Source organism: Acinetobacter sp. YH12249 (genome assembly GCF_013417475.1).
Taxonomy (GTDB): domain Bacteria; phylum Pseudomonadota; class Gammaproteobacteria; order Pseudomonadales; family Moraxellaceae; genus Acinetobacter.
In genome coordinates this window covers 57374-72203 of sequence record NZ_VPDX01000019.1, presented here as the reverse complement: position 1 = coordinate 72203, position 14830 = coordinate 57374, and the positions used below count along the sequence as shown (strand labels likewise).

General features: G+C 41.2%; 19 protein-coding genes and 1 pseudogene. 6 read left to right on the top strand and 14 right to left on the bottom strand.

The genetic code is table 11. From position 1 onward, the window contains the following. Nucleotides 1-89 (bottom strand): annotated as a pseudogene (locus FTV25_RS11195) (IS982 family transposase); the annotation flags it as partial. A 252-nt stretch (nt 90-341) separates the two neighbouring features. Here FTV25_RS11195 and FTV25_RS11190 point away from each other — a divergent pair. After that, nucleotides 342-1508, top strand: coding sequence for an MFS transporter (locus FTV25_RS11190; RefSeq protein WP_179992474.1), 1167 nt, complete (start codon nt 342-344; stop codon nt 1506-1508). 15 nt (nt 1509-1523) lie between these two features. Here FTV25_RS11190 and FTV25_RS11185 read toward each other — a convergent pair whose 3' ends face one another. After that, nucleotides 1524-3014 (bottom strand): amidase, encoded by a 1491-nt coding sequence (locus FTV25_RS11185; protein ID WP_180003613.1) that lies wholly within the window; start codon nt 3012-3014, stop codon nt 1524-1526. A 49-nt stretch (nt 3015-3063) separates the two neighbouring features. Then, entirely contained in the window at nt 3064-4494 is a 1431-nt protein-coding gene (locus tag FTV25_RS11180; RefSeq protein ID WP_179992476.1) for a diguanylate cyclase, read from the bottom strand. 325 nt (nt 4495-4819) lie between these two features. On the opposite strand from FTV25_RS11180, the gene FTV25_RS11175 reads away from it, so the two are divergent. Continuing rightward, entirely contained in the window at nt 4820-5266 is a 447-nt protein-coding gene (locus tag FTV25_RS11175; protein ID WP_034171190.1) for a hypothetical protein, read from the top strand. Between the two features lie 62 nt (nt 5267-5328). Here the strand turns inward: FTV25_RS11175 and accC are convergent, their stop codons facing one another. From accC to aroQ, 3 genes are read right to left on the bottom strand one after another with little or no spacing between them, the layout of a single operon-like run. Next, nucleotides 5329-6699 (bottom strand): acetyl-CoA carboxylase biotin carboxylase subunit, encoded by a 1371-nt coding sequence (gene accC, locus FTV25_RS11170; protein ID WP_175967543.1) that lies wholly within the window; start codon nt 6697-6699, stop codon nt 5329-5331. 18 nt (nt 6700-6717) lie between these two features. Continuing rightward, the gene (accB, locus tag FTV25_RS11165; protein WP_004785952.1) at nt 6718-7134 is read right to left on the bottom strand and encodes an acetyl-CoA carboxylase biotin carboxyl carrier protein; all 417 of its coding nucleotides are present in this window, start codon (nt 7132-7134) and stop codon (nt 6718-6720) included. A gap of 16 nt (nt 7135-7150) precedes the next feature. Next, a complete protein-coding gene (gene aroQ, locus FTV25_RS11160; protein ID WP_004785950.1) occupies nt 7151-7606 on the bottom strand; it encodes a type II 3-dehydroquinate dehydratase in 456 nt (151 codons plus the stop codon). 1033 nt (nt 7607-8639) lie between these two features. Between aroQ and ybaK the strand changes: the two genes are divergently transcribed. From ybaK to FTV25_RS11145, 3 genes are all read left to right on the top strand, one after another. Then, the gene (gene ybaK / locus FTV25_RS11155) at nt 8640-9107 is read left to right on the top strand and encodes a Cys-tRNA(Pro) deacylase (RefSeq protein ID WP_180003611.1); all 468 of its coding nucleotides are present in this window, start codon (nt 8640-8642) and stop codon (nt 9105-9107) included. A gap of 209 nt (nt 9108-9316) precedes the next feature. Then, the gene (locus FTV25_RS11150) at nt 9317-10570 is read left to right on the top strand and encodes a YncE family protein (protein WP_180003608.1); all 1254 of its coding nucleotides are present in this window, start codon (nt 9317-9319) and stop codon (nt 10568-10570) included. 64 nt (nt 10571-10634) lie between these two features. Then, nucleotides 10635-11117: a hypothetical protein gene (locus FTV25_RS11145; RefSeq protein WP_180003606.1), complete on the top strand. Its 483-nt coding sequence runs from the start codon at nt 10635-10637 to the stop codon at nt 11115-11117. 109 nt (nt 11118-11226) lie between these two features. Here the strand turns inward: FTV25_RS11145 and FTV25_RS11140 are convergent, their stop codons facing one another. The 4 genes from FTV25_RS11140 to tusD are packed head-to-tail and all read right to left on the bottom strand — an operon-like array spanning nt 11227 to nt 12626. Then, on the bottom strand, nt 11227-11538 hold the full coding sequence (locus FTV25_RS11140) for a TusE/DsrC/DsvC family sulfur relay protein (protein ID WP_034705617.1): 312 nt from the start codon (nt 11536-11538) through the stop codon (nt 11227-11229). Between the two features lie 14 nt (nt 11539-11552). Next, on the bottom strand, nt 11553-11837 hold the full coding sequence (locus FTV25_RS11135) for a DsrH/TusB family sulfur metabolism protein (protein ID WP_180003603.1): 285 nt from the start codon (nt 11835-11837) through the stop codon (nt 11553-11555). A gap of 25 nt (nt 11838-11862) precedes the next feature. After that, entirely contained in the window at nt 11863-12213 is a 351-nt protein-coding gene (locus FTV25_RS11130; RefSeq protein WP_005235449.1) for a hypothetical protein, read from the bottom strand. Between the two features lie 44 nt (nt 12214-12257). Beyond that, nucleotides 12258-12626 (bottom strand): sulfurtransferase complex subunit TusD, encoded by a 369-nt coding sequence (tusD, locus tag FTV25_RS11125; RefSeq protein ID WP_166135495.1) that lies wholly within the window; start codon nt 12624-12626, stop codon nt 12258-12260. A 280-nt stretch (nt 12627-12906) separates the two neighbouring features. Here tusD and FTV25_RS11120 point away from each other — a divergent pair, with 280 nt between their 5' ends. Beyond that, nucleotides 12907-13926 (top strand): site-specific integrase, encoded by a 1020-nt coding sequence (locus FTV25_RS11120; protein WP_034171182.1) that lies wholly within the window; start codon nt 12907-12909, stop codon nt 13924-13926. On the opposite strand, the gene FTV25_RS11115 is transcribed toward FTV25_RS11120, so the two are convergent. From FTV25_RS11115 to FTV25_RS11100, 4 genes are read right to left on the bottom strand one after another with little or no spacing between them, the layout of a single operon-like run. After that, a complete protein-coding gene (locus FTV25_RS11115; RefSeq protein ID WP_034171181.1) occupies nt 13923-14201 on the bottom strand; it encodes a hypothetical protein in 279 nt (92 codons plus the stop codon). The genes FTV25_RS11120 and FTV25_RS11115 overlap by 4 nt on opposite strands. Then, nucleotides 14201-14353, bottom strand: a complete 153-nt coding sequence (locus FTV25_RS11110; RefSeq protein ID WP_179992479.1) for a hypothetical protein — start codon at nt 14351-14353, stop codon at nt 14201-14203. Before FTV25_RS11110 ends, FTV25_RS11115 begins: the two co-directional genes overlap by 1 nt. Continuing rightward, nucleotides 14346-14510 carry a hypothetical protein gene (locus tag FTV25_RS11105; protein ID WP_180003601.1) on the bottom strand — a complete coding sequence of 55 codons (165 nt, stop codon included), beginning with the start codon at nt 14508-14510 and terminating at the stop codon, nt 14346-14348. Before FTV25_RS11105 ends, FTV25_RS11110 begins: the two co-directional genes overlap by 8 nt. After that, nucleotides 14510-14794: a hypothetical protein gene (locus tag FTV25_RS11100; RefSeq protein ID WP_257218955.1), complete on the bottom strand. Its 285-nt coding sequence runs from the start codon at nt 14792-14794 to the stop codon at nt 14510-14512. The genes FTV25_RS11105 and FTV25_RS11100 overlap by 1 nt, the downstream gene beginning before the upstream one ends. Between the last annotated feature and the right edge of the window lie 36 nt (nt 14795-14830).

The window sequence follows — 14830 nt, the reverse complement described above, 5'->3', positions numbered from 1 at the left end:
CGACTTTGTTTAAGGAAATTCCAGTAGGTTGCTTCAAATTTAAGAAAGAAATCATCAATTACGCAAAATAATTCGGTACTATTAAACATCGGGACTAGAGTTTTAAGTTTTGTGTGGTAACTCAACTAATGGCTCTAGTCCTCTTATTTTTCAAGTCAATTTTTTATCCGCGATTCGGGTTAAGTTAAAATCTAACTTTTCTAAAATTAGTTAAAGAGCTTTGAAGAATCTATAGATGATTAGCTTATAGATTAACTAGACTCAACCGAGACCCATTCAATGCAACTAAGCGCAACTTATATTTATTTTAAGTTATCAAAAATGAAAGAGTATCTAGTTTGATGCAATCTCTAGCTATTCATTACAGACTCAGTTTTTTCTACTTTTTTTATTATGCGATTGTGGGCGCATTCATGCCTTTCTGGAGTCTGTATCTAGAGGATCAAGGCTTTAATTATCAGGAAATTGGGATTTTATCTTCGATTGCGATTGTCACCCGATTTTTTGCGCCATTTATTTGGGGATGGATTGCAGACAAATCCGGGAAACGCATGTTGCTGGTGCGTATAGCTACTTGGATGGAAGCCTGTATCTGGTTCATGATTTTTATCATTCCCAATAGCTTCCAGTCAGTTGCTTTGCTCATGCTGATTTTCAGTTTCTTTCAAAATGCAATTTTGGCTCAGTTTGAAGGCGTGACTTTATTCTGGTTAGGTGAGAAAAGGGCAGAGCTCTATGGCAAAGTCCGTAAGTGGGGATCTATTGGATTTATTATTGGCGTATTTGGTTTAGGGGCAATTTTTGAAATTATCAGCATCAGTATGCTACCAATCTTATTGCTCTGTATTTCATTTCTGGCTTTTCTCTGGTCATTTACCATCAAAGAACCTACAGCAGCACCGACAGCTCAGAAAAAACTTGAAGCCTTATGGCCGATCTTCAAGCGTCCAGTGGTATACAGTTTTTTCCTGATTGAATTGATCATGCTGTTTTCGCATGCACCGTTTTATAGTTTTTATAGTAACTATCTCAGCCAGAATGGATTCAGTACCAGTCAGATCGGATTGCTTTGGTCGGTTGGAGTCATTGCTGAAATCATTATGTTTGCCTACGCTACATTCTTTCTGACACGCTGGTCATGGCGTCATCTGGCAATGCTATGCCTGTTAATGACTGGTTTAAGATGGTTGACTGTCGGCATATTTCCATCGTCATTTCTGGCACAGTTTTTTGCCCAGACCATTCATGCCCTGAGTTTTGGTTTATTCCATATGATTGCCATGCGGGTTATTTTTCAGAACTTCTCGGCTGGACAGCAAGGCCGTGGACAGGCACTGTATAGCACCATGTGGGGCTTAGGCGTGGCGAGTGGCAGCATTCTAGCCGGTCGTTATTGGGATCAGGTCGGTGGAACATCAATCTTTATTGCTGCTGCGCTGTCGACCTTGCTGGGCCTGTTGCTGGTATTTGGCTTACCCAGCAAAGTCGAATTGCAAAAGCAGGTTTAAGATACGATTGAATGATTAAATGCGGATTTTGGAATATTGATTAAACCAGGGCTGAGCCTGTTCTAATTGAGCGGCCAGTTGTAACAGCAAATCTTCACGGGCAAATGGTGCAATAAACTGTGAGCCCAAAGGCAGGTTATCTTCATTCCAGTATAGCGGTACAGACATTGCAGGAAGGCCGGTAATATTGGCTAACTGGGTGAATGGCACCCATTTTAGGTTTTCTTTCACAATCTGGTCGACCAGCTTACCTTGTGCCAATAAATGTGCCTTATTCATTTTTAATAAAGCTTTAAGAATCGGCTTCTGCCAGTTTGGTGTCTTGACTTCGCCATTTTTGGGTGCAACAGTGGCCGTGGCTGGTGTCAGGTAGAGATCATAATCATCAAAGAAATGATTCATCTGGGTCACATATTGTCCCCAGTTGGTCAGATTTTGGATATATTCAATTGCCGTCGTTTTGGCACCAAAAGCAGCTAGCGCCAGAGAATCCAGTTCAAAATCGCCTGATCTGGATGGATAGCCTTTCTGGATTTCGTCCAGCATATAAGAAAACTGGCTAAACCACGTCGTAATAAAATCTTTAGCCAGTTGCATGCCATCAATCTGCGGTTGATCCTCAACGACTTCATGACCTAAAGATTCCAGTAAACGGGCAGTTTGTTCTACCGCTTTAATAGCATCTTGAGAAACAGGCGTATCAATGCTGGAACGCGTATTAAATGCGATTTTTAATTTTTTTGGTGGTTGCTGAATCACTTCCAGATAATGTGTATGCGGACGTTGAATCGTAAACAGTGAACTGCGATCTTCACCATGGGTGGCATCCAGCATTGCCGCACTATCCCGAACAGTTTTGGTGAGTACATGTTGAATGGCAGCACCGTGCATTGCCTCACTCATTTGCGGTCCCCACGGCGTACGTCCACGGCTTGGTTTTAAACCAAACAGACCACAGTAGGAAGCCGGAATACGAATTGAGCCACCACCATCACCTGCACCGGCAATTGGCACAATGCCGGCTGCCACAGCAGAAGCAGAGCCGCCTGACGAGCCACCACTGTTATGTCTTAAATTCCACGGGTTTTTACAGCTTCCCCAGGCATCTGGCTCTGTAATGCCTTTAATTCCGAATTCAGGGGTGTTGGTACGGCCAAAGGTCACAATACCTACCTGTTCCCAACGATTAACAATCTCGGCATTGGTTTCAGCGATATACCCGATACGCTTTAAACCCTGACATCCATAAGACGTCGGATAACCTGCATATTCCTGAAACAGGTCTTTGACCAGAAATGGAACTCCAACAAAGGGGCCAGACAGTTTTTGCTGGGTACGCTGCAAGGCATGCTCATGCATGGGAATAATAATGGCATTGATTTCAGGATTAATATTTGCACTGCGTTCTAAGGCAACTGATAAAAGTTCACTTGAATGCACCTGTTTATTTTTAACCAGTTCAGCCAGTCCTAATCCATCGTATTGTAAGTATTCTTCAAATTTCATCTGCATTCCCTAGCGTTGATATTGTTATAAGGTTGTAGAGGGTTTCAGTTCAGGATGCAAGCACCACCTGATTACGTCCCAAGTGTTTGGCTTGATATAAGGCCTGATCCGCGGTATTGATCAGTTGCTGTAAATCCTGAGAAAGCGGGGCATGTTGATGCGTAATCCCGAGACTCACAGTAATCGATAACGGTGATCCATCAGGTTGATACATTGGCGTTTTAGCTACCAGTTCACGAATACGCTCGGCAATAAACTGGGCCTTAGATGGTTTGGTATCCCAAAGCAAAATCACAAATTCCTCACCACCAATACGCGCAAACAGATCCTGAGAACGTAAATTGGAACGGATGATTTCAGCAAAGTGTTGCAGTACTTTATCGCCCACATGATGGCCAAAATGATCGTTTAAACGTTTGAAATGATCAATATCCAGCATAATCAGGGAAAACTGCACACTCTTGGAATGTTGCAGTAAATATTCACCTTTCTGAAAGAAAAAATGCCGGTTCATGGTACGCGTCAGACTGTCATGATTGGCCAAATACAATACCCGTTTAAACAGATCATTGCGGTTCTGACTGATGATACACAGGATCAGCGGTGATAATGCCAGCATAAATAGTCCGATCCTTAATGAGATATAAATGGTCGAGTCTGCCAACGTATCATGTGTAGTGGCATAGAACTGGGTCAGGCTGTAATACATCAAAATGATTACAAAGGCATTAATAATTGCAATCGTAAAGATGCGATAGGTCAGTGCTGCCCAGATTAAAGCTGCCAACGGATAAAGCAGGGCACCTGGACCGACAAAAATATTACTCAGGATAATACACAGGATTACCGTACCTGCTGGCAGCAGATAACTAAAAGAGTTCTGCTTCTTTCTGCGGTTTTTAAATAAATACTTGAGATCTTTGGTTCTAGGAAAGGCTAGAAAAAGCGGCAGGACAATAATGTAATTTACCATTTCGCCTGTCCACCACAGCCCGAAATCAATCCATAAATTTTCCTTGGTCATAAAGGAATGGGGAAGATTGGGTAAGGTCGCAACGGCAAACACTGCACTGGCCAGGCATCCTGCGAATGCACAGATGCCGAACATATGCACGAAAGTGAAACCAGTATTGTAGTACTTATAGTTGATCTGGAAATATCGGATAAAAAACAGCGATACAATCGTACTAATCAGGTTGGCAAGTGTTAGAAACAGGCTTTGTAATAGATTATTACCTGTTGCCAAATCGGCAAACATGAACGCACAGAAAGCACCTAGCCACCCGCCCATATTGTTTAAATGGGGGAAGCGTAAAAACATGGCCAGTAAGGCAGCATTGGCAGGCCAGAGTATGGCTAAGTAATCCTGTGTTCTGGTCATAATGCCAATCAAACAAGTCACTAAAATAATGAAAAGAATGACCAAGTAGGCATATGTTTCAGGATTCAAGTTCTGGTCTGTGATTCGAGGTATTCGCAAATCTAAGTCCTGTATCTAATTTTTATTTGTGAAATATCACTTTGTTTGGGAAATGCTTTTTACCCAAAAGTACAACTTTATTCTTGGAATAATCTGTTTTTACTTACGTTATCAATATACGTTTGTATACGAAATATATACAAAAAAATTAAAAAAGGAAATCCATGTTTTTAAACTATAATGATAAAAATTTGTTTTATTTCGGTATTTAAACTGATGCAGAGCAGAATATGATCCCGAAAAATATGATAAGTTAAAATTAATTATTAGGATTGAAACGAAGCCTGTGAATATGAAAAAAACCTGTCTTAGCCTTGTCTTGCTCATGAGCTCATCTTGGCTAATGGCAACAGAAAACAATAATCAAACTGCAAATAGTATTGCGAAACCTATCGAAGTTCCGAATACCTTTACCATTAATACCCGTCCTGAAATTGTCGGGCTATGGGGAATGGAAATTCCAGATAATAAGAAATGTGTTGAATACTATAATTTTAAAGGCAATAACAACGTAGTGATTAAAAGCGGTTCAGAATGGACCACAGGGCTGTATGACTATCAGCCTTCACAAGATCCTGCTGCACAGATTCCAGCGCTGATTATGCAGGTTAAATACGACAATAATGAAAAAGACTGTTCCGGTAATCAGGTGGATCAGTCAGGCGAGATTTCGCAGTATTTTGTGAAGTGGCAGAACTCAAATACCATTAATTTCTGTGCCAATGAAAAAGCAGAACAATGTTTTGCTGTGCTTCGACGCATTTTGCCTTGATTGAAGGCTAGATATAAAAAACCGCTGAATTCAGCGGTTTTTTTATTAGATCAATTACTGGATCAAGCTTTTTCTTTGTCTTCAGCACCTTCAAGCTGCTTCAACAAATGTTTTTCCAGATAGTGAATATCCATTGCCTGTTCACAGAAATTTTCATCCTGAAGAATCAGATCTTTGTGTAATGGAATATTGGTTTTCACACCTGTCAGAATCATTTCATCCAAGGCCTGCTTCATGCGTGCTATTGCAGTTTTACGGTCTTTACCATGGGCAATTAGCTTGGCAATCATAGAATCATAATATGGCGGGATGCTGTAACCTGGATAGATATGAGAGTCTAAACGGATACCTGCACCACCTGGCGCATAAAAAGTCTCGATTTTGCCAGGAGATGGCATAAAGTTCGATGGATCTTCAGCGTTGATACGGCATTCGATCGCATGACCTTGAACACGTACATCTTCTTGCTGGATATCCAGACCTAAACCAGCCGCAATACGTAACTGCTGTTCAATGATGTCGATACCGGTGACCATTTCAGTCACAGGGTGTTCTACCTGAACACGGGTGTTCATTTCGATAAAGAAGAATTCGCCTTCTTCAAACAGGAACTCGAATGTACCGGCACCACGATATTGCATCAATTTACAAGCATTGACACAGGCCTCAAGAATGTCAGCACGAGCCTGTTCTGGCAGGTTAGGCGCTGGCGCTTCTTCAAGTACTTTCTGGTGACGACGCTGTAAAGAACAGTCACGGTCATATAAATGGATCGCATGACCATTACCATCGCCTAGAACCTGTACTTCGACGTGACGCGGTTTTTGCAGGAAACGTTCCATATAAACCGTGTCATCGCCAAACCACATTTCAGCATCACGCTGCGCAGCTTGTACTGATTCAAGCAGGGTATCCACACGTTCTACGATACGCATACCACGACCACCACCACCGGAAGCCGCTTTCACGATGAGCGGGAAACCAATTTCTTTGGCTTCAGCAAGCGCATTGTGAATCGTCACCGCATGATCACAGCCAGGTACAGTTGGTACACCCGCTTTTTTCATGGCAATAATCGCAGAAACCTTGTTCCCCATCAGGCGAATATGTTCTGGACGTGGACCAATGAAGATAAAACCAGAGCTTTCTACGATTTCAGCAAATTCAGCATTTTCAGACAGGAAGCCATAACCAGGGTGGATGGCATCTGCGCTGGTGATTTCAGCAGCTGTAATCAGGGCTGGAATATTCAGGTAACTGTCGCTACTTGCGCCAGGACCAATACACACGGCTTCGTCACAGAAGCGTAAGTGCATCAGGTCTTTGTCAGCGTCTGAATAGACACCGACTGTTTTAATTCCTAAAGTTTTGCAAGCTCGGGCGATGCGCAAGGCGATCTCACCTCGGTTTGCAATTAAAACTTTTTGCAACATTATGAATCCCCGAAGTGATTAGGCGCGGTAACGGAAAAGTGGCTGACCAAACTGAATCACTTCACCATTTTTCACCAGAATTTCTTCAATCACGCCGCTTTGAGTTGCTTCAATCGGGTTCATGATTTTCATTGCTTCAATGATACCCAGTGTTTCGCCAGCAGAAACAGTTTGGCCAATTTTTACAAAAGGTGCTTCGCCTGGGCTTGGAGCCGCATAGAACACGCCAACCATTGGAGATTTTTCAACTGCACCACGAGGAGATTTAGCTGCAGGGACGTCAGCTGCAGGTGCAGGCATTGCAGGAACAGCTGCTGCAACTACTGGATTACGACGAGTCAGAGCGATCGACTGATCACCTTCCTTAACTTCAATCGCCTGTAAGTCAGATTCAATCATCAAATCGATGAGCTTCTTGATTTTACGGATATCCATGAGACAGTATTCCTAATTAAGATTGTTTAGAAGATTGTATTTTTTCAATGACATAGTCGAGTGCGGCAGCATAGCCTTTTGCACCTAGACCACAGATCACGCCAATAGCTTTATCGGATAGATATGAATGATGTCGGAATGCCTCACGTGCATGGACGTTAGACAGGTGGACTTCAATAAACGGGATTGCCACGCCAAGAAGTGCATCACGAACTGCAACTGAGGTATGTGTCAGGGCAGCAGGATTAATAATGATATATTGCACGCCGTCTTGTTGGGCTTGATGAATTCGGTCAACAATTGCGCCTTCCCAGTTGCTCTGGAAAGTGTCAAGTTGTAAAGTAGCTTTTTCAGCCTGAGCAGTGAGCTGCTGATTAATATCTTCTAGAGTTAAATAACCATAAACTTCGGGTTCGCGCTTTCCTAGCAAATTTAAATTCGGTCCATGAATAACCAAAATGGTCGAAGTCATCTATGGTGCTCCAGTTAAAAAGTTTCAGGATAGGTTTGCAAGATGTCTACAAACTTCGCCTATTATGGCATGAATTCCTACATTATTTTTATAATTTCTTTGAATTGACATAGAAAAGCATGTACCACGCAGTGGCCATATAATGAAAACTTTGCAAGCATTTAGCAATGTTCAAAACTACCAAATCTTCGTCTTTTACATCATTTTTATATTTTAGATGAATTGGCTGAATTGTTACATTTATGCTGTGTAAGTTAGACCTCAATGTTTATTCATAATTCTTTTAAATTGAGTGTTTATTCGGCAATGGCTTGTCAAAAATAAAAATTATTACTCGAAGTCTCTGCTCATATCAAAAATTGTGGTGATCGGTAAAAGACCGGGTTTTCATTATACTTTTGGATGAATCAAATGTTTATTCTATTCATTATTCTGCAAACTAAAATATCAAACTTGGAATAAAAATCAAAAAGTTATTTGATAAATGGTATGAACTGAAGTGTGGTATTAAATGGATTTTATGTCGCTAGTAAAGCAAGTCACACATTATCTTTCTGCAAAAAGAGATAGGCTCATTGCTACTGAACATTGGCTAAATGATACTGGCCGTAAAAGTAAAATTAAAAACTTATGATTCTTCATTAATCTTTTACTGGCCTCATCTAATATTGACGAATGTGCTCAATTTTCTAAAGCTTACCTTTATTTGTAATTCTTTATGTTCGCTCAATAACATTGGCAAAATGGCACTTCATGTATAGGCGTTGTTATTCATCTGAATGTTGCCTATGTTTTTAAATGATGAATTTTTAAGCTTAAGAACAAGATGGTATGCGGAATTACAATGATAAATGGGATAGTTAAGTTCAGTTAAAGTGCAATATGAATAGATATTCTGGATTAAAAGCTAATGGTATCTGATTGTATTTTGAACACATATTGATTATATAAGCTATTCAGAATCACAGAATAAAACCCAAGCAGACTTGATAAGCTATAATGAAGATCCCGTCAAAATACTATCGAAGCTGTTATGACACCTGCATGCAAATTATTAAAATCTCAAAAAATTGAATATAGCATTCACGAATATGAACATGATGCCAATGCCAAAAGCTTTGGTTTGGAAGCAGCAGAAAAGTTAGGGCTGGCAGTAGAAGAAGTATTTAAAACCTTATTGGTCACAGATGAGAAGCAGTATTTTGTAGCAGTTCTTCCAGTCAACCATCAGTTAAACCTGAAAAAAGTAGCATCAGCCTTTGGTTGTAAAAAGCTACAAATGGCTGATCCCAAACAGGCAGAACGTCTAACCGGTTATCTTGTCGGTGGGATTAGTCCGGTTGGGCAGAAAAAACGCCTGAAAACTGTCATTGATGCATCTGCAGAACAGCTGAATAAAATCTATGTCAGTGGGGGTAAACGTGGGCTGGATATTGGTTTAAAACCTTTGGATCTGGCTAAGGTCCTAGATGCAAAATTTGTGGATGTATTGGATATCTAAAATTTTAAGTATTCTTCAATAAAACTGCCTCATTTAGAAGCGTTCATATCAATGGATGCTTCAACTTTTCTGGGTTCTCATATTTCTATTCTGTCGGAAAATTCAGCATGGTTTTTTCTTCATTGTATAGTGGATGATTGAGGTCCACGGCCTGACTGTGGATTGAACAAAGATAAAAACAATAAAATAGAAAATATGGAGAATACCGCATGGAAATCCAGAAAAAACGATTATCACGGTTCTGTATGAGCTTGTCCGCGATGGCCATGCTCTCAGTCTTTTCAACTGCACAGGCAGATTCGTCTACCTTGCCTCAACCGCCCAATTCCCAGCAAGTTTTCTTTGTAGGTAATAACTGGGATGGAACAGTCACAGTGATTCGATCTTCAGGTGACTTTGGCAAGGTTGGTGTGATCAACATGATTCCTGATCGTAAGGAGCGTCTGAAGGAGATTCATCTCAATCCAATCAAACTGATTGCCTATACCTATATTCAAGCTACTGCGGGTGAAGGTAATGATCAGCTGGTCGACGATATGTATTCCACACCAGATGGACAGTCGGTGGTCGCATCCCGTCCAAGTTTTGCCGATGTGGTCTCGATTAACATCAAGACAGGCAAGATTAACTGGCGTACTCCGGTAGAAGGCTTTCGTGCTGATCACATGGCAGTTTCACCAGATGGCCAGCGTGTCGCGGTTTCCGCATCTTCCGGAAATGTGGTGCATGTACTGGATATTCATACTGGTAAGGAGCTTGGCCGTTTTGCGACAGGTGATAAACCGCATGAAAATATCTACTTTGATAATGGCAAAAAAATTCTGAACTCGGCCATTGGTAATGTAGAAACCTCTCTTGATGCGCAGTGGCAAGATTTTACCAAAGGTAAACGCTATATCACTATTGCAGATGCCAATACCCATCAGGTACTTAAAAAAATTGACTTTAGACCGGCATTGGATGCTTTTGGTCGAAAGGATTTATCTAATTCAGTGCGGCCGATGGTTTTTAGTAAAGATGAAAGCAAACTCTATGCTCAGGTATCATTTTTTAATGGTTTGATCGAGTATGACTTAAACCAGAATAAAGTGACCCGTATTGGTCAGTTGCCAGGTAGCGATAGTATTCCCAAAGACCGCACCAAATGGGTAAATGATTCCCGTCATCATGGGTTATCGATCAGTGCAGACGGTGAAAAGCTCTGTGTTGCGGGCACGATGGATAATTATGCCACCATTGTCGATCGTAAGAGTCTGACTGCCGGAAAATTGATTCCTGCAGGTAAACCATACTGGGCTACCCGAAGTCCGGATGGCCGTAGCTGTATCATTTCAGAAAGTGAAACGGATGTGGTGACCGTAATTGATTTCGCGACAGGCAATAAAGTGACCAGTGTACCTGTAGGCAATCATCCACAGCGTGTCCGGATCGGTTATGCCCCAGCAGACTGGTCTACGCCGTAGCAAATAATGGCTTAAAAAGAGCAATGTGTTATGAACGTTGCTCTAAGCATTGTAGGTGGCATATATGAGGAACAAAACACTTAATTTATATCTGCTGGCGGGAATGATATTAACCGGTATTCTGGTTGGGATTGCTTATCAGGTTCATAAGGATATCTATAAGGCAGAATTCAATATACTGAAACCTGATGATCAGATGACTTTTCCAGCAAAGTCACTGATTACTTCCAGTTTAAATCCTAAAACAGCTGTACCGGCAAGAACGGCTGGACACCCGGAAGTGGATTCTGAACAGCAGGTCTTATTACAACAGCGAGAGCAGCTTTATCTGGATTTTACCCAAATGATGAATGGCTTAAGTCAAGGTGAAAAACCAGACTATCGCCAGCTAGATCGTTTGCTGGTACAACAGCAGAATCTGGTGAATGCCCAGGTCGTTGCTCCAGAAGAGGCGAGAGCTCAAATAGAATTTTTGCAAAAAGTTCTGCCTGAAATCTCTCCACAGCTGGATCAAGCTTTAAATGCATTGGATCAGAAAAGTTTTTAATTTTCCGGTTTAAAGCTTTATTTAGTTGTGAATGCAGATCATAGATAAACTTAATAAGAAAAAGCCCGTTAAAACGGGCTTTTTCTTCATTCATATTTTAGATTAAAACTTATAAGCAGTTCGCCGGTTTCGGGATACCAGCCAGTCGGCTTAAATGGCGTGCCACCAGACCTGTATTAAACTTTTCCTGTAATAAGGCATTGTTAATTTCCGGGTTGACTGTCTTCATCAAAAACTTAATCAACGGACGGGTTGCAGGAGAATGCCCAAACTGCTGATAAAATTGACGGACTGCCTGTAGCACTTCAAAATGCCAAGGAGTAAGTTGAAGTTCCAGTGTATCTGCCAGTACTTGGGCAACGTCTTCATTCCAGATGGTGTAATCGACTAAATGACCATCTTGGTCCAGTTCTAGATTCATATTTGACTCATGGATTATTTCATTGAGATGCAGCGACTAAATTTCAGACATAGATCTGCAAATTCGGAGTAGTCGAGTAAAGTAACATTTTCCGATAAAGGTGAGATCAGAATTTCTGCATCATTTCTTAGGATATAAACTTGCGGCAGTTGCTGTACGAAAGCATGGTCCAGATACAGCACAGATTCTCCCATCAGGACCACCTGATCATCTGAAGCATGGAGCTGTGCTAACTGATCAAGGACTGACGCCGTCGCTGCATAATCTGACTGGATCAGGTAAAGGGTTTGATCTGACATTTATTTATCCTTCATCCTTACCAACTTACCAATACAATACGTGATCAAATTTTTGAACGAATTCTGAATTGAGTTCAATCAACTCAATCTCCTGTTCGCTTTGCTTTACAAAAGGAGAGTCCTGATTTTTCTGTTCAACCAGAATAGGTGTCAGGTCATAAAATTCGAAACTATCCACCAGATTTGAAGCCAGTTTAAAGGCATGTTTCAGCTGGTCAAACTGAAGCTCAGAACGTAAAAGACTCAAGGCTGCGCCTTGGAGTAATACTTTAACTTCAGCGCCGAAGGTCGCCAGTACCATCGTGGCAGACAGACTTTCATGCACCTGCAAGCTGTTCAGGTTGGCTTGAGTTAATATAACAAGTACAGATTTCACACAAGATTCCTTTTAAAAGCAACACATCCTGAAAAATGAAGCATCTAGAATTGAATTAGACGTTGTGAGGACTGAACAGCATCAGCAAGCTCGCCTAGACCGACCAATTCAAAACCATCAGCAAGATTATGTTGCTGAATATTGTGACGTTGAGCATTTTCCTGATCTGTAATCCCACGCGCTAAGGCTGCACTGACACAAACGGGTAAGCGGATCTTCAGATCCTGCCAGGAACGTGTGAGATGACGCTGGTCGTCGGGCACCCATTGCAATGCATTTGCGACCGACACGCCATCTTGATAGAAAAATACACGGAAAGCTTCCTGTTTATGTTGTAAAGCTTGGGCGAGTCCAAGCGCATGCCAGGCATAAATAGAAGTCGGTGCGGAGGTAACAAGAATTAAGGTGCTCATCGAAATTCACTACAGGCTTGATCAACGCGGGATGATGATCTTGGCTACAAAGAAAGTAGGTAGTATACAATGATTTTAGATGATCTTTTCTGATAAAAAGACAAAAAATAAATTATAAAAAGATTTAATTTTAATAAAAACAATAATTTAAAACAGTCTATTAATCCTATCCCGTCACTAAACCATACTCAAAACTGCACAAAATCCCTTCTATATCCTTTCATTTTTTTACTTTACCGATAAAATGCAAAGTAATCTGCACCAAATCTGCACCAATAAAATGAAAATACCCAAACCCATCCAGCGAGGGTCCAGCTGGCGCATCATTGTCACTTTCGACAAGCAAAGATATTCAGCCACCCGAGACACAGCTAAGGAATGTGAACAGTGGGCCTATAATAAATTGCTTGAACTTCGATCTGGTAAAAAGGCAATAGAACAAGGCGAAAAGCCGAATTATCCATTTAGGGAACTTTGTGCTAGATACTATCAAGAGCATGGTCGTCACATGCGATCTGCACGGACTATCAATTTTAAAATTAAAAACCTTGACCGGATTGCACCAAATTTAGCTGACAAATCTATTTATGATTTCAAGCCTGCTGACATTGCAGAATGGCGAAATAACCGTAAAAAAGAAGTGAAGATAGCAACACTCAGGAATGAACACGCCATTTATTCAGCCGTGTTTACCTATGCCATGAAAGAACTGTTTTTGATTGATTCTAACGTCTGGCATGCGGTCACCATGCCGAGCAAGGAAAAATCCAGAAGCCAGCGTATTACAGAAGAAGATCAAGAATTGTTGCTAAAGGCGTTAAGTTGGGATGGATCCACAACACCAGAAACATCACGCCACTATGTAGCATGGGCATTTCGATTTGCTCTGGAGACCGCCATGCGTCAGGGTGAAATACTGGCAATGCGTAGGAAGGATATTAAAGAAGGCTTTGTGCATTTACCGATGACAAAAAATGGTGAATCCAGAAACGTGCCTTTATCTGGTGAAGCCAAAAGACTGCTTTCTTTATTACCTAAAGGAACAGATAAACTTCTGCCCATTGATAAGCAGATATGCTGTGCTACATGGATGAGAGCAAAAAAAAGAGCAGGGCTTACACATATTAACTTCCATGATTCACGACATGAAGCCATCACTAGAATGGTGAAGGTGAGAAAATTACCGGTTGAAGTGTTAGCCAAAATTACAGGCCACAAAACTATCTCAATGCTGGTGAATACTTATTACAATCCAGATGCTCAGGATTTGGTAGAAATGTTTAACGACAGTGAGAGCTAATTAGCTCTCGGTCTGCCTACTTTAACTTTGGTTGTCAGCAGGTCATGGGCCAACTTTGGATTGTATAGCGCCTTGCCTTGTGTGCCTTGATTAATCGAAACTAATTTTTCTCGAATCGTGGTCACTGACAGATTGTATTTTTGAGCCAGATAAGAAGCTGAAACCAGTTCGACTTCAACCTCTTTAAGCTCCTTCACCGTTGCACCACCGATAGTCTGACCCAGCATAATTTGAGGCGGTCTTTCGGCTTCAACGGTGATGGTGTATCGAGCCATTAAGTTACCTCTTTTAAACTTTGTTGTACTGATTCCGGTAAACCAAACACATCTTTAAAAGCCTGATCAAAACCACCGTCAGCAATAAATCTATCAATAACGTTTTCTTCCTGACCTTTGGATACAGCAATGTTTTCTTGAACTTCAGTCACTGTTTTTCTCCTGCAGTTTTAAATATTCAAATTTCGCATCAGCCCAGTTTTTAGCATCGTATGGGCTTAAACCTTTTTCTTCACACCATTTAGTGCACCAGAGAAACTGAGCATCGTCATAGGGAGTTGGCTTAACTACTTGATTAGTACTATCCATCACGCCACCTTCATAATCTGATTAGCCACAATCTTTGCTAAGTTTTCGCTGGTTTCATTCGAAACATTCGGGCAGCGCAAATGCATTTCATATTCATCAAATAGCATCTGGCATGCTGCATTACCTGTTAAATCATTCTTTAAAAACACATAGCTCAGTGATTTGCGTGTACCTTTGCCTGAGAAAGTAGAGCTACCATCTGCAAGTTCTTTCTTTGCATAACCCAGCTTTTCCAGCCAAAGTTTGAAACCAGCTTCATGTTTCTTTTTAATTTTGAAAATCATGCTTATATACTCCAGATACACCCCGAAGAGGGGTGC